General features: G+C 35.8%; 19 protein-coding genes and 2 tRNA genes. 14 read left to right on the top strand and 7 right to left on the bottom strand.

The window, feature by feature from the left end; translation table 11 throughout:
- Positions 1-176 precede the first annotated feature (176 nt).
- The 3 genes from KKC91_05605 to KKC91_05595 are packed head-to-tail and all read left to right on the top strand — an operon-like array spanning position 177 to position 1,864.
- Positions 177-377: a hypothetical protein gene (locus KKC91_05605; GenBank protein ID MBU0478023.1), complete on the top strand. Its 201-nt coding sequence runs from the start codon at positions 177-179 to the stop codon at positions 375-377.
- Positions 374-1,141, top strand: coding sequence for an ABC transporter permease (locus KKC91_05600; protein MBU0478022.1), 768 nt, complete (start codon positions 374-376; stop codon positions 1,139-1,141). The genes KKC91_05605 and KKC91_05600 overlap by 4 nt, the downstream gene beginning before the upstream one ends.
- 24 nt (positions 1,142-1,165) lie before the next feature.
- Complete coding sequence (locus KKC91_05595; GenBank protein MBU0478021.1) at positions 1,166-1,864, top strand: hypothetical protein; 699 nt, start codon at positions 1,166-1,168, stop codon at positions 1,862-1,864.
- 7 nt (positions 1,865-1,871) lie between these two features.
- Here the strand turns inward: KKC91_05595 and KKC91_05590 are convergent, their stop codons facing one another.
- The gene (locus tag KKC91_05590) at positions 1,872-2,609 is read right to left on the bottom strand and encodes an ABC transporter ATP-binding protein (GenBank protein ID MBU0478020.1); all 738 of its coding nucleotides are present in this window, start codon (positions 2,607-2,609) and stop codon (positions 1,872-1,874) included.
- A gap of 119 nt (positions 2,610-2,728) precedes the next feature.
- Here KKC91_05590 and KKC91_05585 point away from each other — a divergent pair, with 119 nt between their 5' ends.
- From KKC91_05585 to KKC91_05535, 11 genes are all read left to right on the top strand, one after another.
- The gene (locus KKC91_05585) at positions 2,729-4,213 is read left to right on the top strand and encodes an NTP transferase domain-containing protein (GenBank protein MBU0478019.1); all 1,485 of its coding nucleotides are present in this window, start codon (positions 2,729-2,731) and stop codon (positions 4,211-4,213) included.
- A gap of 16 nt (positions 4,214-4,229) precedes the next feature.
- A complete protein-coding gene (locus KKC91_05580) occupies positions 4,230-5,894 on the top strand; it encodes a hypothetical protein (GenBank protein MBU0478018.1) in 1,665 nt (554 codons plus the stop codon).
- Positions 5,895-6,621: 727 nt separating this feature from the next.
- Positions 6,622-7,524 carry a PKD domain-containing protein gene (locus tag KKC91_05575; GenBank protein MBU0478017.1) on the top strand — a complete coding sequence of 301 codons (903 nt, stop codon included), beginning with the start codon at positions 6,622-6,624 and terminating at the stop codon, positions 7,522-7,524.
- The gene (locus KKC91_05570) at positions 7,521-8,081 is read left to right on the top strand and encodes a tetratricopeptide repeat protein (protein ID MBU0478016.1); all 561 of its coding nucleotides are present in this window, start codon (positions 7,521-7,523) and stop codon (positions 8,079-8,081) included. Before KKC91_05575 ends, KKC91_05570 begins: the two co-directional genes overlap by 4 nt.
- A 68-nt stretch (positions 8,082-8,149) precedes the next feature.
- A tRNA-His gene (locus KKC91_05565) sits at positions 8,150-8,226 on the top strand.
- Between the two features lie 4 nt (positions 8,227-8,230).
- Positions 8,231-8,304, top strand: a tRNA-Arg gene (locus KKC91_05560).
- A gap of 11 nt (positions 8,305-8,315) precedes the next feature.
- Positions 8,316-9,086 carry an ABC transporter permease gene (locus tag KKC91_05555; protein MBU0478015.1) on the top strand — a complete coding sequence of 257 codons (771 nt, stop codon included), beginning with the start codon at positions 8,316-8,318 and terminating at the stop codon, positions 9,084-9,086.
- Between the two features lie 4 nt (positions 9,087-9,090).
- Complete coding sequence (locus KKC91_05550) at positions 9,091-10,224, top strand: ATP-binding cassette domain-containing protein (protein ID MBU0478014.1); 1,134 nt, start codon at positions 9,091-9,093, stop codon at positions 10,222-10,224.
- Positions 10,225-10,318: 94 nt separating this feature from the next.
- Positions 10,319-11,575 carry an MCE family protein gene (locus KKC91_05545; GenBank protein MBU0478013.1) on the top strand — a complete coding sequence of 419 codons (1,257 nt, stop codon included), beginning with the start codon at positions 10,319-10,321 and terminating at the stop codon, positions 11,573-11,575.
- A 17-nt stretch (positions 11,576-11,592) separates the two neighbouring features.
- Complete coding sequence (locus tag KKC91_05540; GenBank protein MBU0478012.1) at positions 11,593-12,681, top strand: LptF/LptG family permease; 1,089 nt, start codon at positions 11,593-11,595, stop codon at positions 12,679-12,681.
- Positions 12,682-12,691: 10 nt separating this feature from the next.
- A complete protein-coding gene (locus KKC91_05535; protein MBU0478011.1) occupies positions 12,692-13,777 on the top strand; it encodes an LptF/LptG family permease in 1,086 nt (361 codons plus the stop codon).
- Between the two features lie 3 nt (positions 13,778-13,780).
- Here the strand turns inward: KKC91_05535 and KKC91_05530 are convergent, their stop codons facing one another.
- From KKC91_05530 to KKC91_05505, 6 genes are all read right to left on the bottom strand, one after another.
- On the bottom strand, positions 13,781-14,767 hold the full coding sequence (locus tag KKC91_05530) for a sensor domain-containing diguanylate cyclase (GenBank protein MBU0478010.1): 987 nt from the start codon (positions 14,765-14,767) through the stop codon (positions 13,781-13,783).
- 132 nt (positions 14,768-14,899) lie between these two features.
- Positions 14,900-15,631: an ABC transporter ATP-binding protein gene (locus tag KKC91_05525; protein ID MBU0478009.1), complete on the bottom strand. Its 732-nt coding sequence runs from the start codon at positions 15,629-15,631 to the stop codon at positions 14,900-14,902.
- Between the two features lie 18 nt (positions 15,632-15,649).
- Positions 15,650-16,297: an FtsX-like permease family protein gene (locus KKC91_05520; GenBank protein MBU0478008.1), complete on the bottom strand. Its 648-nt coding sequence runs from the start codon at positions 16,295-16,297 to the stop codon at positions 15,650-15,652.
- 11 nt (positions 16,298-16,308) lie between these two features.
- Positions 16,309-16,632, bottom strand: coding sequence for a PqqD family protein (locus KKC91_05515; GenBank protein ID MBU0478007.1), 324 nt, complete (start codon positions 16,630-16,632; stop codon positions 16,309-16,311).
- A 33-nt stretch (positions 16,633-16,665) separates the two neighbouring features.
- The gene (locus KKC91_05510) at positions 16,666-18,657 is read right to left on the bottom strand and encodes an OPT/YSL family transporter (GenBank protein ID MBU0478006.1); all 1,992 of its coding nucleotides are present in this window, start codon (positions 18,655-18,657) and stop codon (positions 16,666-16,668) included.
- 128 nt (positions 18,658-18,785) lie between these two features.
- Entirely contained in the window at positions 18,786-23,264 is a 4,479-nt protein-coding gene (locus KKC91_05505; GenBank protein ID MBU0478005.1) for a M28 family peptidase, read from the bottom strand.
- Positions 23,265-23,312 lie beyond the last annotated feature (48 nt).

Here is a 23,312-nt window from a genome sequence, read left to right as displayed (position 1 = left end):
GTCAACCACATCGGCGAGAAAACTTATTAGCTTAACTTAACACGTATGCCCCCAAACCCCCATTCTTGGGGGCTTTTTAGGTGTGCACTTTTAAAACTTAAATCGCTTAAAAACTGTGCACTTTTAAATTTTATCTGACAATATCTGTAGAAAAGCTTGACAAGAAAGGGCTTGATATGGTAAAAGGAAAAGCGGATGGATTTAGAGTTGATGGAGATATGGTGACTGTTACTGTTAATGACGAAAAGCAGGTTTCGGAGATTGAGGATATAATGGAGGCTAATAATGGGAAAAGAATTTCTGTAACGCCACACAAGGAATCATTAGAGGAGTATTTTTTGAAATCAATAGAAAAAAAGGGAGGGGAGAAAGCATGAACATTATCTTAACGATTGCACAAGGTGTATATCAAAGGGTGATAAAGAGTAGAATTCTCTATGTAATAGTCGTTTTTTGTTTGTTTGCTATAGCGTATTCCACATTATATAGTGCAGTCACAGCAGGTGAAGAGACAAAGCTTATGAAAGATATTGGACTGGCGGGTATTGCTGTAGCAGCAATGCTGATATCAATTATGGTAGGTTCTACAGCTATTCCAACGGAGATGGAATCAAGAACGATTCAAACATTAATATCAAAACCTGTAAGAAAACACGAATTTATCCTTGGACAATTCCTGGGAGCAGTATACGTTGCATTACTTTCAATAGCTATAATGGCTGTAGGGTTTATAACAATCCTAGCTATAAAAACTCACGCCTTAAATTTAGTTATGTTTAAGCCATTAATACTTATCTGTTTTGAAGCCATAATTCTGGTAGCAGTGTCTGTGCTTTTTTCTACTTTTTGTTCATCCATGGTAAGTTCCATATTAGCTATAGTGGTTTATATAGCTGGGCATCTGTCATATCAGATACCATTTCTAGTAGAAAAAGCGGGTAACGTAGTAACTAAATTCGCAGGCCTAGTTCTTTACTACGCATTACCGAACTTTCAGTACTTCAATGTAAAGGCTCCAGTCGCTCATGGAATTTATGTTCCATGGGGATTGATCTTTGGTGTTATTCTGTATGGAGCTGTATATACTGCGGTAATGTTGCTGGTTTCACTCGCAATATTTAAGAATAAAGATTTTGCATAAACAAAAAAATAAGGAGGAATAATTATGAAGTCTTCAAAAGTCTCAATTCAGATAATCATAGCAATTATGTTACTTGTTGGGTTAATGCCGCTGGGAAATATTCTAAATGACATAAAAGAGGATGCTGGGTTAGCGGACAGGTTTATTCAGCGACCTGCATTGGGTTTTGATAATATTGCTTCAGACGTATTATGGATTAAAACAATACAGTATATGGCGGGTGTAAAAAAAGCGGACGTTGAATCATCTGATATCATCTATCAAATGTTCGAAAGAGTAACAGATCTGGATCCTTTGTTTACTACAGCATATACATTTGGCGGATTGGCAATATCACATACGACTCCTGCAAAATCCTTAATACTATTTGATAAAGCTATTGCTCACAATCCCAATATAGGCTGGCGTATACCTATGTTCGCAGGGGTTATAAGTATGCATAATATGAAAAATTATGATAAATCCGCTAAGTACTTTGCTCTTGCCTCAGAAGTGAAAGACAGTCCAATGTTTTTAAAAAGAATGCAAGCTTTAGCAAAAGCCCGAGCAGGGGATCTAGGCACTGCTTTGATACTGTGGGAATCATTATATAACTCCTCAGATTCGGCTAGTGTGCAAATAGCGGGAAGAGAACTGGTTCGAGTTGCTGCAGAAATACTTAAGACTTCAACTGATAACAAATTAAGAAATAAAGCTGATAGAGTAATAAAAGGAATTCTGTAAAAATCAATCAGAAAAGACATCCAATAAAATCAGATACAAAGTGATTGGCAGGATGTGAAATGACTTCGGCGTATTTTCCTGTCTGTTCGATTTTGCCTTCATTCATTATGATAATCTTATCACTCAGAGCCTTGGCTTCATCCAGCATATAACTGACATACGCACTTGGAACATTCAGAGTCTTTATAATCTGTCTTAACTGCCGTTGTACTTCAAGTTTTGTCCTTGTATCAAGCGCGGCAAGAGGGTTGTCAAATAAATAGGCATGATGTTTTGTTATCAAATATCTTGAAATATCTAACTTCTGTTGCTCGCCTTTAGATAGTTTATGCGGCATTTTGTCTAATAGTTCCATTTTATTAATACACATAAGATTTGTAACAGTTTTTATCCTCTCAGGTATTGTGTTTTTTCTCCATTTCCTAATGGCTAGAAAATAAGGGAGTGAGAATTTACGTTTTCTCCACTTTTTATAGGAAAAATAATCCTCATATACTGTGCAAATAGGCCATTTATCTTTAGGAAGATGATCCACGTGAATGTTATCAATAAATATGTCTCCACTATCAAAGGGTTTTAAACCAGCGAGTACTTTTAATAGGTACGTTTTTCCTGACTCTGAAGGACCCATAATACATGCAATTTCTCCTTCATTAATTTCAAGATTAACCTTATCAAGGAGAACTTTCTCAACTCCGTTTCTCCCTTTTAATACTTTTGAGACATCCTTTAGTCTTATATTCATAATCAACCTTTTTTTGATTATAAGTCAGAAAGGGATAAATGACAAAGTAATTTTAATTGGACACTAATATCTATATGTATTATAATTCGCTAAGCATATAGTTAGCAATAAGTTTAGTTATGGTTAATAATAATAAAGAAATACAAAAAAAAATATCAGAATATTCGGATAACATTGATTATTCAAAGAACATTGTTTCAATAATTCTTGCAGCTGGTCATGGGAAAAGGCTTAAAACAGAATCGCAGAAAGTATTACATAAAGTATGGGGAATCCCTTCTATAAAAAGGATAGCAGAATCTGCTAAGCAAGGTCTTGCATGTAAAAATCAGATCATTGTTGTTGGGCATAAGGCTATTGAAGTAATTGATACAATAGGCAAGATCAAAAATACAGTTTTTGTTTATCAGAATGAACAAAAAGGAACAGGCCATGCTGTTAAAATAGCTCTTGATGCATTGAAAAATAAGTTTGAAGGCAGCGTGTTTATATTCCCCGGAGATATGTGTCTTATGGACTCGGACACAATCAGAAGATTCGCCAAATACTTTGAGTTCCTGAACTCAGATATGATGCTTGCTACTGGCATCTATACTGGACCTCCCGAGTTAAATTATTATGGCAGAATACTAAGAGTTCCTGACGATTCGCAAAATTATAGGATAATAGACCTTATCGAATACAAAGATATACTTAAACTTACAAATAGCCAGAAGCATGAGATTGAATATAAAAACAGGAAATATTCTTTTTCAAAAGAGAAACTTCTCCAGAACAGCGAATTCAACTCAGGAATGTATGCTTTCAGAATAAATGAACTCATTAAACATATTAATAAGATAGGGACAGCTAATGTAAAAAAAGAGAGATATCTCACTGATATGGTAAAAATTTATAACAGATCAGGGCTTTCCGTAGACGGTTTTAAAATAGAGAATAAAGATTTAATCATTGCTTTCAACAACAAAACTGTTCTTAAATATATGGAATCAATTCTAAGGAAAAAATATTACGAGCAATTAAAGAACCTAATAACTATTCAGGACGAAGAAAAATTTTTCATACATGAACAGGTAATAAAAGATATTATTAAACAGGATAAAAAATATGGGCCTTTGGATATTTCAATAGGAGAAGATGCTTATATTTCGAGTGGTGTTAAGTTAAACAGGGGAGTTGTTATAGGTAAGCACACTGTAATTGATGGAAATATTGTGCTTGGAGAAAACTCATGGATTGATAAAAATGTCTACATTTCAACATATTCAGATCAAACACTAAAAATTGGAGAAAACTCCCGAATCCTGCAGGGAGATATTATTAAAGGGAATACTGCTATTGGGAAAAATGTTAGGATTGAATCCAGTGTCAATATAACAGGCAGTGACGAATTTCCTACACGTATTAATGATAATTGTCTGATCAAAGGAACTAGTTATATCTTTGGGTCAATAATAGAAAAAGACAACTGGATCGAACATTCTGTTCTTATAAAGCAGCGCGTATGCAGAACAATAAGAAAAGATGGTAGCATACAAAAAGTAAAATATATTCTTCCTCTCCCTCAGGGAATTGATTCTCTCGAATCACTAGATAAGGATTAGATGCCAAGTATCAAAAATGATCAATTTTAGGGATAAAGGGAATCTGTCCATTCTTGCAACACTGCTTATATTGGTCTTCTGCCTGATTGTTATTAACAATTATTTATCAAAAAAATTTGAATTTGCGCTGCTTATAGAAACCAGCCAAAAAGGAACAGAGGGTTACTTGCAGCCATACATGTCCAAACGGGAGCAAATAAAAGAGCTGAGGAAATTCATTAAAAAGCATCCACATACTCCCGAAGTAATAAATAAATATATCGAGCTTGGTAAAATTTTCGAGCAAATAAAATCAAGACGAGAAGCATATTGGACATATAAATCTGCCATTCGAAAAGAAGGAGATAATCCTGAGATCATAAAAATCTACCTGCTTCTTGTGGATTCACTTAAAGATAAAAAATCAGCTTTGTTTAAAGTTTATCGGGATGTGAGTAAAAGATTTCCTGATGATAGGCGTATGGCAGATGTATACAAGGAATATGCTAAAATGCTGGAGGAGAGAAAACAAAAAGAAGAAGCTCTTAAATTCTATGAAATAGCTGCAAAATATGCCTCAAGGAAGGAACAACTAAACATTCTAAAAAAGTCTGCAAAAGCATATTTTACATCAGGAGATAACCAAAAAACGCTTGAAATCTATAATAAGATACTTAAGGAGTCTCATGATATAGCAACAGCAAAAGATATTGTGGAAATATCTCTATCAAAAGCTAACATTCTCTCTTCTCAGGGGAAATATTCAGAAGCAATTGATGTCTGCAATAAGATTTTATCAACATCTACACTTGAAGCAGATAAGACACAGATTTTAGAACAAATAGCCTTAATCAACGAATCTATGGGTAATTACCAGAAATCCTTAGAAATCTATAAAAACATTGTCAAAAAAGACCCAAAATATTTAGGTAGGTATTTTCATATCGCCAGGCTAGAAGAACGTTTAGGTAAATCAGGCACTGCAACAGAGATATATAACGATATCATAACTAATAATCCAGATGCAATTTGGGCAAAAAATGCAATGGGAGAGCTCTGGGTACGTGACCGCTCTCTCAAATGTCCTAAACAAGTATATATTGCAAAAAGAACTTCTTCTCCACCTAAAATAGATGGATACTTATCTGATGCATGCTGGACCAAAGCCCAGAAAGCTACTGACTATGTTGAATACACAACCGATAAACAGGCTTCTCTGCAAAGTGTAGCTATGGTTACTTATGATGATAAAAAAATATACTTTGGATTTATTTTATATGAAGAAAATCTATCAAAGCTACTCATTAAAGCCAAAACCAGAGATAGTGCGGTTTGGGGTGATGACTGCCTGGAACTTTTTCTGGATACCAAAAGAGATTATTATAGTTACTACCATTTTATCATGAATCCAAAGGGAGTTTTTTACGATGGATCCACACCTGGTGGATATGAGTCTTATTCAGCCGCTTGGAATGGAACATGGAACGGCAAAGCCAGGATTCAGAGTTCAAAAGATTATTGGACAGGTGAGGCAAGCATTGACTATTCTTCTCTTAATGTAAAATTTCCTACTTGTAGTGAAGCCTGGGGAATAAATTTTAATAGAGCTCGCAGAGCTGATAAAACCGAACTCAGCTGCTGGTCACTTACATTAAAATCCTTTCATGTACCCGAAAGGTTTGGATATTTAGTATTCGAATAGCAACATGAAATGTAAATCCATTATCTTTGCATTATCTACTCTTTTCTTTTCTGTTTTCTCTCCTTTTGCTTCACCGCTGCCTGCTTATCCTTCTAATATCCAATGGTGGAACTCTGATTTTAAATGCAGAAAGACTGTTTATCCGCTTTTATGGGAAAAGACCCAACAATCCTCCGGCACAGTATACACAATCTTTACTACTGGTGGTCTTATAAATGATAATGGTTCTGATATAAGAGTAATAGATAATTCTGGCAATATTGTGCCGCATAAATTGATACATTGTGACCCGTTTGGTAAGACAAAGATCATATTTGAGGATAAAACCAGTTTTGAAAATTACTATATTTACTTCAATAATCCAAACGCACAACCTGCGAAACATAACTGGGATCCTCTACATACAGGACTTTTATTGGAAACCAGAAAACTTGGCTCAGGATACTGCAAGAATTGGCACCAAATGAAAAGACTACTAGATAGGAATGAACAGATATATGGGAAAGGATATGTTCCTAATATTTTTCAGGGCTATAATCTATTTGGTCCATCTGAAAGATTTCTTAGTATCTACAGTGGATATATATACTGCGCCCAAACAGGTGTGTACTGGTTTGCAACTGCTTCTGATGATGCCTCTTTCTTATTCATAGATAATAGACTTGTTACACAGTGGCCTGGAGGTCATGGGGCATCAGGAGGAGTCTATGGCAAATACAGAGGGGAAATCAATCTTAAGGCGGGCATACACAAGATAGATTACTACCATACTCAATTCAGCGGTGTTACCACTGCTGTAGCAGGATGGAAGAAACCCAAAGATAAATACTTTGAACTTATACCTGCACAAGTGTTTTTATCACCCATTCATACTAAAGTAACAAATTTTGAGAAGTATGATAATTCTATAGCGGCTGACTTTACATGGGAGCAAATAAGCAATTATCAAATAGATAAAAATATTTACTCATGCTTACAATTTTATAATCTATCAGGAGATCAAAAACTTGGAGGTCTCTGCATCTGGGACTTTGGAGACGGGACAACAAGTAAAAAGACAAATCCTCTACATGTCTACCTTCAACCTGGAGAATATAAAGTTAAACTAAAAATAATGGCAGATAAAGTAATTCTTAAAGATGCTAGAGAAATCAGAGGACAAATTAAAAGCATCTCTCCTGCTCTTGAAATTGAAATCCCAAATGGAACATGTTTATTCCCAGCTAAAGAGGTTCGGTCAATAGAAAAAGACATATCAGACACTACCAGCCAAAATATAAGAACCGTGGATGTGTTTTTTAATAAGGACGAAGACTATAAAAACCGCTCTAGAAAATATACTAAGATTATCTCAGAATATTTAAATAAATGCGATTCTCCAAAAACACTCATGGCAAGCATAAACTTCTTTTTGCAAGTTGGAGAGGATTCCCTTACTGCTAAGGCATGTAACTTGTTTATAGAACAGTTTAGCAGCTTGGATCCAATTCAAATTGCCAAAGTGTATATAATCTTGGGTGACTTTTACAAAAACAAAAAAAAAATCCCAAACAAGCTTTTGAAACATATAAAAAAGTTTTACACATTTCTAATGAGAAAAATGCTGTTTTACTTGCAAAGCGGAAAATGACAGATATAGCAGCCTTTGACTTTAAAAACTATGACAATGCTATTATTGAATATAAAGATATCCTGAAAGAATATGAAAATAAAAAAAATGAGGAAACAAAGCAAATTCTCATTAATCTTGGAGATTCTTATAAAGCTCTGGGTGACAGTAATAATGCAGCTAAATACTACATTAGTGCATCCAGTAAGAAAGATATTTATATGCAAGGTTACTATATGCATACAATCTCAAACTATATAAAAAGAAAAAAGATCAATGATGCTATGGAAAAAATAAAAAAATGGGAAGATCAGTATCCTCTGAGTAAACTAGGATATAGTTCGTTATATAAAGCTGAGTGTTATTACTATACGCAATGCTATTCAGAAGCAATAAAAGAGCTAAATATGTTGATAAAAATCAATCCTGAAAGCACAATACTCCAAGAAGCCAAATTATTCCTTGCTCATTGCTACAGGGCTACAGGAAATTCCTCAGAAGCAGATAAACTTTACAGACAAATAATCACTGATTATCCAGGAACAATATTTGCAATTGAGGCGAAATCCAAAATGTAGCTTCACTGACGCCAAATTAATACTCTTGCTTTTTGCAACCCTATATATTAGTATTATTCAGCATCGTGGTGGGTGTAGCTCAGTTGGTTAGAGCGCCAGATTGTGGTTCTGGAAGTCGCGGGTTCGACTCCCGTCACTCACCCCAACCTGCGCCTGTAGCTCAGCTGGATAGAGCGGCAGACTTCGAATCTGAAGGTCGCCCGTTCGAATCGGGCCAGGCGTACTAAGGAAAAAGTGAAACCAAGTATATATAGCAAAATTACAGATGCTCTGGATTATACAGGGGAAGTCTTAATACTACTAACAAAAACTGTATATTGGTGTAAATCAGCATTTAAAAATCTAAAACCTATTGCAAAGCAAATGCTGGAAATAGGCGTTTATACACTTCCTATCACATCCTTAATGTCGATTTTCACAGGAATGGTGCTCGCACTCCAGACAGGAACTGAACTTTCAAAGTATCATATCCAGCACCTGATAGGATCAATAGTATCAGCATCTATGTGCAGGGAGATGGGCCCCGTTCTTACTGGACTCATAGTTGCAGGAAGAGTTGGCGCATCAATGACAGCAGAACTTGGAACAATGCAGGTATCTGAGGAGATAGATGCGCTTAAAACATTAGCAATAAACCCTATCAGATACCTGGTAATGCCAAGATTTCTGGCATGTATAATTATGCTTCCAATTCTGGTTGTATACTCAGATTGCGTAGGCATGGCAGGAGGATTTATTGTATCTAGATTCCAGATAGGCGTAGACACCAGTACATATTTAGACAGCATTAAAAACTTCTTAACATTAAGAGACATATATAGCGGATTAGTAAAGGCATTTGTCTTTGGCATAGTTGTTTCAATAATATCCTGTCATCAGGGATTTAGAACCAGAGGCGGAGCTGAAGGCGTTGGTAAATCAACTACTGCCTCTGTTGTTATCTCATTTCTATTGATTATAATTTCTGATTACTTCTTAACCAGAATGTTTTTTCAAAAGAGTTAATAAAATGATAGAAATAGATAAGCTGGATGAAAAAATTAGTTTTCATGAACGCAGAAGATATTCTCGTTTGCCAATTGAAGTAGATGTATTAATAGGCACTGAGCCTCCTGAACATACAGCCTTTTCACAGCAGGAAGAAAGAAAAGCCAAAGATATAAGCGGTGGAGGCATCTGTTTTAAGACTAAAAAACAGATGAAAATTAATTCTCTGATGTATTCAAGGTTCTCTCTTCCTGATAGCAGTAAAGAAGAAATATCTGCAAGTTGTGTTGTGAAATGGCAGAGAGCAATAGTGATTTCAAATGGGGAAAAATACTATGAAACAGGTCTTGAATTTACGCAAATAGAGAAAAACGCAAAGCAAAGAATTATTGAATTTGTAAAAACTAAAGAAATAATAATTAATATTACTGATTTACACAAAAGTTTTGGAGGTAAAAAAATATTAAATGGCGTTAATCTTAAAATTAGGCGCGGAGAAACAATTGTTATTATTGGATGTAGCGGATGCGGCAAGACCGTGCTTTTAAGACATATAATTGGCCTTATAAAACCCGATTCCGGTATAGTAGAGGTGGACGGGGTTGATATTGCGAAAATTTCGGATAATGAACTTGATAAGATTAGAAGAAAATTCGGTATGCTTTTTCAATCTGCTGCATTACTTGCTTCTCTTACTGTTGAAGAAAACATAAAACTGGGATTGCAAGAGCACACGAACCTGAGCGAAGAAGAGATGGATAAAATAGTCAAAAACAAGCTTGAGATAGTTGGATTGGATGGTTCTCAAAAATTAAAACCTGCTGATTTGAGTGGAGGCATGAGAAAGAGAGTTGGGCTTGCAAGGGCAATTAGTATGGATCCAGAAATTATACTCTACGATGAACCTACAACGGGACTTGATCCAGTCAGATCAGCTTCTATCAATAAACTTATTTTAGAGCTTGAGAATACACTAAATACCACATCAATAGTAATAACTCATGACATGGTTAGCACATATCAGATTGCAGATCGAATAGCAATGTTATATAATGGCATAATTATTCAGGTGGGAACTGTTCAGGAAATTAAAAATACGGACAATCTCATTGTCAAACAGTTTGTTACAGGAAGTAATGTGGGTCCCATAACTTAACTGATAAAGAAAATGACAAAGAAGATTAAATTCGAAGCACAAAACACGAAATACGAAACGATATCTGAATTACAGTAAAATATGGAGGTATGTTTTGAATATTGAAAAGAAGGTCGGTATAGCATTTTTTGTAGGCATCGTACTGCTTATGGCTCTAACCTTTTGGATAGGGAAAATCAGATTGTTTGAAAATGGATATATAATAAAAGCTAACTTTAGCCAGATAGGCGGGCTCAAAGGAGGAGATACGGTAACACTGGCTGGAATGAAGGTAGGACGTGTTGAAGGCTTTGATATAAAAGATAATAAAATACAGGTTTCTTTGTGGATAAAAAAAGAAACAATACTCAGGCAAAACTCTATATTCAGCATTAACGATGTAAGTCTCATGGGAGGCAAATATGTTGGCATTACAATGGGAACTACAGATAGCTCTGTTCTAAAGCCCGGGAGTATTGTTGATGGTAGAGATTCCTATCAACTGGATCAGCTCTTTACTAAAGCAGGGGAAATATCAGATAGTATTGGGAAACTTGTGGAGAAAATTGAAAAGGGAGAGGGAACAGCAGGAAAACTCTTAACTGACGAAGAACTTTATAAGAATACTGCTGAGTTTATGAAGTCTGCAAAAGAAACATCTGATAAAGCGCAAAAAATTATTGATGAATTTGAGGGAATTGGGACAGAAGCAAAAGAGACAGTTAAAACAATTAAGGAAATTGTAAAAAAAATTGATAAAGGAGAAGGCACTGTTGGGAAACTAATTTATGACGAGGAGTTGTATAATGACGCTAGAAAAACTATTAAATCAGCAAAAGCTGCCTCTGAAGACGCAAAAGATATACTGGGCAAAATGAGAGAAATAAAAACTTGGTTAGGAGGCGAAAGTGTATATTCTGCTAGAGAGAGAGCTTGTAGAAATAAAGGTTATATAAGAATTGAAACTGCTGATGATAAATATTATCTTGTAGGAGCAAGCAAGCTGGGCACAAGTAATTCAAAAGATGAGAGACGCGAAATTGAATATGATGTGCAGCTTGCATTAAAATTCTTTGACAATAATTTAACAGTCAGGGGTGGTCTGATAAACTCAGGCGCAGGGCTGGGAGCTGACTATATACTTCCCGATAAAAAAACCAGTATCACAATTGAAGGGCACAGTGCTGTTTACAGCTCTCCATTCTTTCTTAGAACAAGTCTGAGCTATAAAATATGGGAAGATAAAAGCTACTATATAGTTGCTGGAGCAGAAGATATTTTGGACAGACCTTCATTTATAGCAGGTATAAAAATAGAATATAATGACCAGGATCTTAAATACCTTGTTGGCTTAATGGGCGCAGCAAGATAACAGTCCTATTTTTTCCTATGCGAATATTAACCCGCTATATTCTAAGAGAATTTATAGACCCTTTCTTCTCAAGCCTGTGTGTCTTTACATTTATTCTATTTCTGGGAAACATGTTTAGACTGGCAAATATGCTGGTTAAAGAGCGAATTAGTGTGCTTAGCATATTAAAACTAGTTGTATATCTTCTCCCTTTTATCCTGACCTACACCTTACCAATGGCAATACTGGTGGCTACTCTTACCTCTATTGGCAGGCTCTCTTCTGACAATGAAATAACTGCCATGAAGGCAAATGGGATAAATCCTTACAGAATAATCATGCCTCCAATCCTTGCTGTTGGTATAATATTGTGCATAGTTTCTTTGCCGTTAAATAATACAATTGCTCCTAAGGCAAACTTCTCTTCAAAAAAATTCTTCAAAGAAATCGGCATTTTGAATCCCTCAGCTCTTCTGGAAGAAAAAAAGCCGATGAAGATATTCAAAGGATATACTTTTTATGCGGATAAAATTAGAAATAATATTCTATACAATGTTATAATTCACCAGTTAAAAGCAGACTTTTCTGTAAGAACAATAACTGCAAAACAAGGACGTTTTATATCTAATCCAAAAGACCAAAGTCTAGTACTCAAATTAGAGGATGTGTTTACTGAAGAGTTCAACCCCAAAAATCCAAACGAATATTTCAAAGGCTCTTTTAAGATTTACCCTATAGATTTTGGATCTATTGCTTATGATACGATTAAGTTAGAAAAGAGCACTATTGAAATGACTTCTAGTGATTTGAAAAACAAAATTATAAATGCAAAGGCTAATACAAATAAATTATATGTGGAATTATACAGAAAAGCTTCTCTTTCTTTTTCATTTATTCCATTTATCCTAATCGGCATTTCCTTGAGTATTAGATATCATCGCAGCAGCAAATTTGCAGCTATAGGAATAGGTATGCCTGTTATTCTTCTTCACTACTTATTAATGATATCAGGATCAATAATAGCGCAAAAAGGCTACATGCCACCTGCTGTAGCAATGTGGCTACCAAATATTATAATTGGAACAACAGGTATATACTTAATTCATAAAACACGCTATCTATGTTAGAATTTTATAAATGAAGGTTATAGATCGCTATCTTATAAAAAGTTTTTTGTGTTCATTATTCTACTGCCTAACAGCATTTATATGTCTCTATCTGATAATAGATCTGATAAGCAATACAAACGAATTTGTATCAGAAGGCGCAAAATTCACCGATATTGTAAGCTATTACAGAAACCTGTTGCCAGATATATATATAAAAATTATGCCCATCTCAACTCTTATAGGCATAATAATAACCTTAAACTATCTTAATAAATATAATGAGCTAACAGCATTGTGGGCTAGTGGAGTAAGCTCTACAAAAATTCTAATGCCATTTTTGTTGGTTTCTGCAATTATAAGTTTAGCATCTATACCTGTAAGTATGAATATCGCTCCTAAATCAATGTCAAAAGCGCGCTATATATGGAAAGTTAATATTGGCAAACAATACCAACTTAAAAAGAAAGTATGGACTGATTTCGCATTTTTAGATGTAAAAAACAGAATTGTCCACGTGGGTCTTTTTAATGCTAAAGATAAATATATGAATAATATTAAAATAACTCAGTATGATAAAAATTATAATATTAAAAATACAATCAATGCTAAAGAGACAAAATGGATAGATAAAAAATGGATACTTTTTGATGGACTAGTCCGTGTATTTGATGTGGAAGGCTCTATTATTAAAACCGAAAATTTTGAACAATTAGAATCTGACATTACAGAAACACCTCGTGATCTTTTGATTAAACAAGCTGAATTACCGCATCTAGACATAAAGCTTCTAAAACGCCGCATTAAAAGTTTAATAAAAATTAAATGCTACCCATATAGGGAATTGACAGAGCTGCATTCAAGAATATCGCTTCCATTCTCAAATCTTGTAATGATAATTATCGCTTTTTCTATAATGCTAGTTATGGGCAAAAAGGGGAAAAAGGAAAGCATTGGAATTGCTCTGAGTATTGGATTTATCTATTATGGTATAGCAATTCCTATTATATTAGCGATTGGAAGAGATGGAGCTCTTAATCCATGGCTTGCGGCCTGGCTGGCTAATATTATTTTTGCACTTCTTCACCTGGGAATACTAATTAAGGCAAGAAAATAAGTTTTAGGCAACAACAACCTGATTTTTACCGGACTCTTTGCCCATATATAGAGCATTATCTGCTTTCTTCATAACCCCTCTTGCTGAATCTGCGTCTTCAGGATAATCTGCAAGTCCAAAAGTTATTGTAACTTTACCGCCTGGCTGACTTTCTTCGTTAACAAACTTATATTCTTGAACAGATTTTCTCAACTTTTCTGCTACAATTTTAGCGCTCTTTCCTGAGGTATCCGGAAGGATTATAACAAACTCTTCCCCGCCATAACGGGCAACAATATCCCCTCTTTTAGTATTATTTTTTAATATCCTTCCAATCTGTCGCAGCACTTCATCACCGGCAGGATGACCATTAGTATCATTATAATGCTTAAAGTCATCAACATCTCCCATTATAAGTGAAAGAGGCTTCTTCTCCTCTTTTGCTCTCTTTACTTCAACCATTAGTTTCTCCTGAAAATGGCGATGATTATATAAATTAGTTAATCCATCTGTAATTGAAAGCAACTTTGTTTTTTCTAATAGCTGAGCATTTTCTGCTAATAACCCTGCCTGGCTTGCAACAGTTGTTAGAAGATCCAGCTCTTCCCCTGTAAAATCACGCGGCTTATCTGCTAATCCTCCTATTAATCCTATAACTTTTTTTCTCCTTCGCAAAGGCGCAACAATCAAAGACTTTATGCCCTGATCACTCAAAAACTTATATTTGGGAAAAGATGATAAATCATTTATCAGATGTGACTGCCCCTTATTTATTACATCTTCTTTTATCTGCTCTCCAAGAGTCAATTCTTTTCTTCCTTTTATAACCCGCATAAAGAAATCTTGTTGTTCATCACTATATAGTTGTAGAATAATTACATCTACCTGTAATATCTTAGCTACAGCATCTACTATTCTTCTTAATACTTGTTCTAAATTTTGCTCCTCTCCAAATACATCTATAGCTTGCTTTATAACATTCAAGATGTATGACTGCCTGCGGCTATCCATTAAAAGCAGCTCCAATTTTTCATGCTCGCGACGCAAGTCTGTCAGCCTCTTGTGCAAATTCGTATAGGAAACATGCCATATAAGAACAACAGTTAACAATATAATCCCGAATATCACGAAAGTATTAATTTGCTACTCTCCCTCAACAGTACCAATATTAAGATCAAGATCAGCACGCCTTTCAACTCTTTCTACTTTCCCGTCACGAATCCAGAAAACTCTATCAGAAACATCCAGCATCTTTAAATCATGGGTAGCAGAAATAATAGTAACTTCTTTCTCTTTGTTCATCTTGCGCAGAAGGTCTATGATCTCTTTCCCTGTTTTTAAATCCAAATTCCCTGTTGGTTCATCTGCTAGAACAATAGCAGGGTCATTTGCCAAGGCTCTGGCTACAGCCACTCTTTGCTGCTGTCCGCCTGATAATTCAATTGGTTTGTGCTGAATTCTATCTCCTAATCCTACCATTGTAAGAAGTCTTATTCCCTTATCTATTGACTCATCTGTTGACATTCCTGCAAAAGTCATTGGCAAAGTAACATTCTCTAAAGATGTCATAACAGGAATCAAATTAAAGGTTTGAAATATATACCCTATCTTTCGACACCTAAGCCATGCTAATTCATATGCATCTAATTGAGCAACATCCACCTCATCTATATACACCTTTCCCTCACTTGGCTTATCAAGTCCTCCTATCATATTGAATAAGGTGGACTTACCTGAGCCTGAAGGACCCATTATAGAGATGTATTCGCCTCTTTTTATCTCCAGATTAATCCCTTTTAACGCCTCTAAAGAAACATTGCCCATCATAAAAACCTTTTTCACATTCCTTGTTCTCACAACATTTGCTTCATCCATTATAATCTACCTCCTTAATTATATCTCCGAGCGCATTGCATCGGCAGGGACCATCCTAGCAGCAGTATAAGCAGGATATATAGCTCCTATAACAGCTAATACCGTGCCCAAAATTACCGCAATTACAAAATAATATAGAAAACTAACTATTGGAAACTTAGTAATAACCTCTAATCCATAATTTATACTTGATACAATAGTCATAAGCAAACCACCTAATAATGCGCCTGCAATTGAGCCAAATAATCCCATAAAACCTGACTCCAGCAGAAACAATTTAATAATAAATATATCCAGCGCTCCGAGACACTTCATTGTTCCTATTTCCTTGTATCTCTCAGTAACTGACATTAACATTGCATTTGCGATTCCAACAACACAAACCATGAGTGATAATACCACAAGCCATATTTGCTTACCCTGTTCTTCTTCGCCACCCAGGTTCTGTAATTGAACCCTGACTTCCACAGAACCTTTCTCAAGCAATGCCTTATTTATAGAACCAGACACAAAAATAGACATTAAAAACGCTATTGCCAGAACTATACCGCTTGCTGTTATCATAGAACGTCCCAGCCTTGTTTTTATACTCTTCACACTTATTTCAACCGCTTTACTTAGCGGAAGAATTACCTGCTTTCCAATCTTCTCTTTTTGGTCTGTCATTAGATTTTCTCCTATTTAGGCGCTGCGATTGCTATAAGTCCTCTACGTACTAACTGCTCTAAATATACCAAGAGTGATCTTTCTGCTTTTTCTCTGCCTAAGCTATACTTCTTACTAAATACTTTTATTATATCATTTACGGTTTTGCTTCCATCACACAATGTCCACACACAAGCGCCTATTTTATCTAAAATAATCTTTCTGGTTTCAGGCAGTTTAAACAGCTTCGATAATAAAATCACTAATTTTGTCTTCTTTCTATATATAGTAATTTCTAATTCATCATTGTCGAATTTTTTCACACTTACCGCCTCATTCCTGATTGGTCTTGACATTAAAAGTCTTCCCTTCTTCGACATTGCTCTCATTCAAAATATAATCTGTGATACTGATTTAAAAATAAGCGCAATGGCTATTGATATCATAGCTATTAATCCAACTCCGCAAGCATAACCTGCATATAATAATGGCCCAAATGACCTCCATCTTTTCTTGCCAAATTTCTTAGCAAAATAGAACCTGCCTAAAAGTGCGCCAATAAACATGGGAATTATATGATGCGGCCACCAGCCAGTTACTCCTGCAATCATTCCATAAAAAATTGCAACAGGTAATTTTAAAATACTTATTAAACCGAATATTCCCAACCCAGCTACTGTACTCCATATAATACGGGATGATTTAATAGCTTCCAGCATCCATGGACTCCCTCCTTTAATTGTTGTAGAAACCCATAATGCCTGAAACGTTGCTGTAAGAGGCCACATTTTATTTACATATGCATAAGCTGCAGCAGGAATCGGTCCCATCCGCCATATTACTTCCCAAAAAAGAAAACTGCAAAATGCCATAATAACAAAAGAGAACAGCTCAGCCTTTATCAGACTGCTCAGCTTTGTTCTTGTTAATTCAAGCTCTTTAAACTTTTGCGTATATGCACCTACATTAAAAAAGGGTATCGGCGCAAACCATATAGCCACTCCGGAAAATCCGCTTTTAATGAATATCCCCTCTCTAAGATACGGGAATGAAACACCACTCGGCATGCCTGCTATGCCGACAAGCCTTGCCGATATATATGAGAGAAGCGGTGTCATAATAAAGCCAAACAATACTAATAATAATACTGGAAAGCTAGGAACAAGTTTATGACAAAGCAAAATGTATCCCATGGTTGCAAATATCCAGACACCCAGAGCCGCCCATATAGGAATATCTCCTCTGCCCTTTGGAGGACTGTAATCATCCACTACTGCTTTATTAACTCCCCGATTTCTTTTCTTCTTTATTGAACTTATTACTAACCCACCTATACCTATAACGGCTACTACAATACCGAGCCCTATGATAACGCTTATCCAGAAATCCATTTGTGTCGCTATAACTGTTTGCCGGACATCCATACCTGATGTCCAATGTGGAATTAATCCAAATTTGTGGAGTATGGGATTTCCAACAACATTAGCTAAAATAGAGCCTACAAAACCTCCTACCATTACCCAAAATGGCAAAACAAAGCCAAGAAAGAGGAATCCCAGATCTGTCATTGATCCCAATATAGCGCCCGGAAGAATGCCGCTTATCTTCGCTGTTGCATCAACCCATGGAATAGGAATCAACATCAAAGGCTTTGCCGCAATAAGTCCCGTTAGAGTCGGGATCACAATATAAATTGCTCCATAGATTATGCCTATCATACTCGCAATAGTAAATACCTGCATGCGCCAGCTGTCTTTTTTTGCGCTCATATCCTCAAGAGCCATAACTCCTTCTGATATAACCGGAGCCATTGGAAATTTTAGTTTTTCAACATCATTAGTTACTCTGAATAAGGCGTATCCAAGACCAAACTGAGTTAACCTGAACAAGATATTGCTTCCAACAAGAACCAGTAATGGAACTATCCACACAGAGTCTAAAAATGTCCTTTTCACCAAAACTCCTGAATCAGGAGACGGGACTACCCATGAAGGAATTAATTTGTCAATTCCGAAATAGTGCGCTTGCGGAGTTCTTATAAAATACTGCTGCCATATCTTTTCACTAAATATACCGCCTTGAAGAACAAGACTGGCTGCGCCCATTGTCATGCCGGCAGCAACCAAGGTTGCTGCTACATATCCAATTATATATATTTCCTGCTTTTTTAGCTTAATAAATGACCTCTTCGCTATTTCAACAAACAAGATCATGGTCACCCACATAGTTGGGATAATACCACCTGTAATTAAGCCAAGATAAATAGATCCCGGTAACATTATAAGACCGATAAAAACACCAGCAATTACGGTTCTTACATTAAATCCGTCTAGAAATTCTTCTGATTCCTGTTTTACTTCAGGTTCAAATTCTTTATCCATACCTACCTCACTTCGTTCTAAAAATCCGAAATTCGAAACTCGAAACCGCAAGCAAATTCAAAATCTCAATTTTTAAAATTCTAAACATTGTTTTGAGCATTTGTATTTTTGTCATTTGATATTGTTTCCTATTTTGTGCTCCGTACTTCGGATTTTAGCTCCGTCTTCTCTCCTTGTTCTTTGTATTCATTCTTTATTTCTGGGCTAATGGTTCTCCACACAAGAAACTGTTTTCTTAATGTGTCCAGAAAATGCCTGTTTAATCTCTTCCACGCACGCGTTTCTCCGCTTAGTCTCACAATCAACAACTTTATATTATACACATTGTATTCTCCTGCAGGAATTGCTTTTAACTGAAAATCCTGACTTACTCCTAGATCAAATGGAGCTAACCATGTTCTTGTTTTTAATGCATATCCTGTTTCTTCTTTCTCCTTGAAAGCATACAAATTTGCTCCATTTGTATAGAAATCTCCTACAGACTCCTCTTCGTAGGATGCAAAATAATCCTTCAAAAACACATTCAACCCCAGAATTTCTGTGCCGCTTACTGTAAATGGAAAATCAAATTCCCAATTATCTCCTATTGGTTCGGGAATTTCCCATTTTCTAGTTACATCAGGGACAGCGAGCTCTGCTGCCTTTCTAGCAGGATAGACAGTAGACAAAATCACTGTTGCCATTACAATTAATGTAGAAGCTACTGCTGAGGTAGAGGAATAATTTAGAGTTAATCCCCCTAATAAGTCAAAAACAGTTAAAACCTTTGCTACTACCTGTCCAAGCAAATAACCTGCTACAGCTCCCAAGACGGCATATACACATGATTCTGCTATAAATAAGGCTGAAATATGAACAGGAGCCAGACCAACTGAGGAATAAATTCCAATCTCTTTAAATCTCTCATATACAGATCCCATCATAGTGTTAAGGACTATCAGAGAAGCAATAAGAATTGGTATAAACAAATTCCCCATACCTGACAATGAGCTAAGTCCTAATGAACTATATATTGCAACCTTTCCATCAATTCCTGCAAAAAGAGTAACCGCCAATCTGGATATAAAATTCTCTATGCTTTTTTTAACATCTACACCTTCATTAAACTTAATCGCGACTGATTGTATGGTCCCTCCCAGCTCTTGCACTAGTTTGTACGGAACCATAATAACATTTTCATATTCTAAATGATTAAATGATTCTAATGTGCCTCCTCCCCCAATACTCATCCTTTCAGCTTTTGGCTGTTTAAACTTCTTTATTGCTTCAGGATCTGTAATCATAAAATTAACAGGAGTCAACCTCTCATCGTCAAGGTCATTGAGATCAAACATATCTGACGCATTAAATATTCCCTTAACCAATAGTTTGTTTCCAAACATCTGGATATATCTTTTTCCTACATCCTCCGAAGATACTGATATTAAGTCTGCCAACTTATCCGAAATAATACATACATCCTTATCTCTATCATTAAACCACTCTCCATCCTTAAGATACTTACTAATACCTGTAATCCTTTCTTCTTGAGGAGGTAAACCAATTAATCCAAGTACATAAGCAGATTTATCCCCATTCTTCACCTTAATGTAGCTCTTACCTGTAGTAAAATCCTTATTAGGAATATACCATGCCCTTGGAGACACATCAGCTATATCCTTGAATTCAGCTTTTATATATTCAAAAGCAGTCTCTTCTATCGGATTCCAAGTCCGATCTCTTATCATGGCTCCTTCATAAAGAGGCTTATTATCCCTAGGAACTTGATTAAACTTCATAAATGACTTTACTGACGTGAATGAAAGCACTGTAAATGTGAGAAGAATAAGCGTTGTAGAGGTTAAGAAAGTTCTAATCTTACGCTTTTTCATATTAGAAATACCCAAGGAAAATGCAGCAGCTGATGCACTTGCTCTGCTAACGTCGCTTTCATAAGACCTTGTCATTTTCCGCTTTAAATTCTGCATCCGCTCTTCAAATTTAGAGCTTATTATCAATAAAACAATCACAGAAAGCATCATTATAATGAATGCAAGAAGAATTATTTCTGGGGCATTTGTCAACTTAAATGCAGGATGAACAAAACGCATAATCATATATATCGCGATAAATATGCCTGCTATTCCGCCAATTTGCTTTTTGATATCTACAAATCCAAATAGCAACCGCTCCATAAAGTAAGCAAATGGGATAAGAAGTGCAAGATAGAATATAATACCTTTTATTATATCATTTGCTGTAGCCTTTACATCTGGATATGCCCTGGATTCTATTCCAACTGCTCTTCTTGAATACTTTATAAATTCATCCCATTTTTTATTCTCTTTAGCCTTAGTAGCTTTTTGCAGAGCCTGTTCAGCTTTCTTATGTAAATCCCAAAGCCTATCATTCGATATCCCATATTTTGCTAGGTTCTCCATTCTAAACTGGTTTAAAAGCAACATATCCTTTGCTGCCTGGAATGAAGTATTTCCGATTGTTCCGTCTCTAGATATCAAAAATCCATCGCCTTCAGAATGAATTTTGCTTTTTGCGTCTTTTGAGTTTAACAACAGTAATCGCATTCCAAGAGGGCCTGCTCCAAAAGCAAGCTTTATACGTGCATTTGGAGAGGAATAAACCACCCCATATGTTTCTATAGAAGACGTCCAATCCCAAGGTTTTACTTTTATAAATGAATACCCATATGAAGAAGGAATACTGTTCCCCTCGTCAAATACATCAATATTATCAAGCTGTGCCAAATACCTTGGATCTAATAATTCATAAACACTAGTGGCTATACATGGAAACAGAACAATAGTATGTTCGATAAGTAACCAATCTATTTCAAATTCCATTGGATACATTTCATCTCCATAAACACCCATATCCGGAGCATAAACTATATCCCCGGATTCAGGCTCCAAAGAGTATGCTTCTAATCGGGAATTTGTTGTTCCTATTGGTATTATCCTAGATATTTCGAATGAACCATTCTCATCTGCAAGTTCTATCAACTCTGGTCTCACGCCTCTAAGAACTTCTGCAGGTCTATCAAGTACTTTCAAAACAGCTAATCCTCCTGAAACAGGATGATCAGGCACAAAGCTTTTTCTAGGGTCAAAAGTTACTATTCTACCTTTCAAAGTACGTAAATCATCCTTAAACTTAGCCCTAACATCAGGGAAAAATTCCTGTTTATTCAATGCCATATGGAATAGACAAGTAATATGATTAACCTGAGTAAGGAGATTTTTGAAATCAACAGTTTCCAGTCTATCCAATGGAGTATCTACCAATCTTCTGCTGTCATGTGCAGTTATAAAAGAAAGCGCAGGAATTCCACAAGCTCCTATTATGCCTGCGTCTGTACTAATCTTCCCGGCAGTTATTGAATCTATATTCAGTCCCTTTTCCGGGCTAATGCCATTGATTAGAACAGTGTCTCTGGATTTATTAAATATTCTCCCAATTTCAGACGCAAAAGACATAAATGTTTTCCCAAAACTAGCAAAATACCCAAGATTTTCCTTTGTATCATGATGATATATTACCAGCTCATTATTATGACTCGACAAATCTATACACAAGAAAAGCTTTATATCCATTGGGTCTGCAATCTTGCTTTTAAACGGCTCTTCCCATCTACAGTGGGCCTGTAAAAAGGCATCTATTCCGCGCCGCTCTAAGAAATGTCCAGATGTAGCTAAAAATAGAACTGTTCTTGAAGGAGGGTTGTTACGGAGAATCTTCGCTATTTGAATAAGAGCGGCTATACTGCACGCGCTATCCGCTCCAGGTGCTATAGAAGGTACGATAGAGATACTGTCATAATATGCCTCTATAACTATAACTTCCTTCTTGAGTTCAGAATCGCTTCCAGAAATCCATCCAAACACATTTTTAGTAATCTTTCTTTCCCAGTCCATCTTTGCCTTAAGATGAACATCTAGCTTCTCATCACTTTCTTTTATTAATTTTCTGAGATAAAGCCCATCCTGCCTGGATATCCAATATCTTGGTATATTTAATGGCAGATTAAGATACTTCTTCTCAGCTTCAACACGCGTTGTATCCCCTGGCTCTATAAAAATAAAAGCCTTGGCTCCAAGCATTGAAATATCAAGCCATCTATTTCCACAGTTAAAATCAAGCAAGACAACCTTATCCTGAATAGTCCTGCCGTTAAGATCCTCAAGACTTCCTGTTTTCCCATCAATTATTTGGCTTCTCATGCCAACTGATGGAAGAGTGGGAGTTCTGATAAGATTTGGCCATAAACAATACAGCGAAAGTTCTTTCTTGGTATTGGAAATAACTAGAGAGGCTCCTTTATCCACTGGAACCGTGACTGGGAAACTTTCCCTTTTTACATTCTCAAGGCCAATTTTTCGAAAAATATTTTCTATATATTCCGAAGCTTTCTCATTACCTTGATAACCAGAAACCCTAGATCCAAGATTAGATAAATCAGAAACTATAGTCTTTATATATTGTCCATCTACTTCTTGAGCGACTTTAGACAAGTTTATATCGCCATATATAAGAGAGAAAGATATTCCAACTAGCAAACTTGTACAACATAGAAAAAAGAATACTGACTTCAAGACTCTGAACTTATTCAATTTAATTGCTCCATAAACACAAAAAATACTAACATATATTTTAAACAC

It is taken from the genome of bacterium (assembly GCA_018812485.1).
Lineage (GTDB): Bacteria > JAHJDO01 > JAHJDO01 > JAHJDO01 > JAHJDO01 > JAHJDO01.
This window is presented reverse-complemented; position numbering and strand designations above follow the sequence as displayed.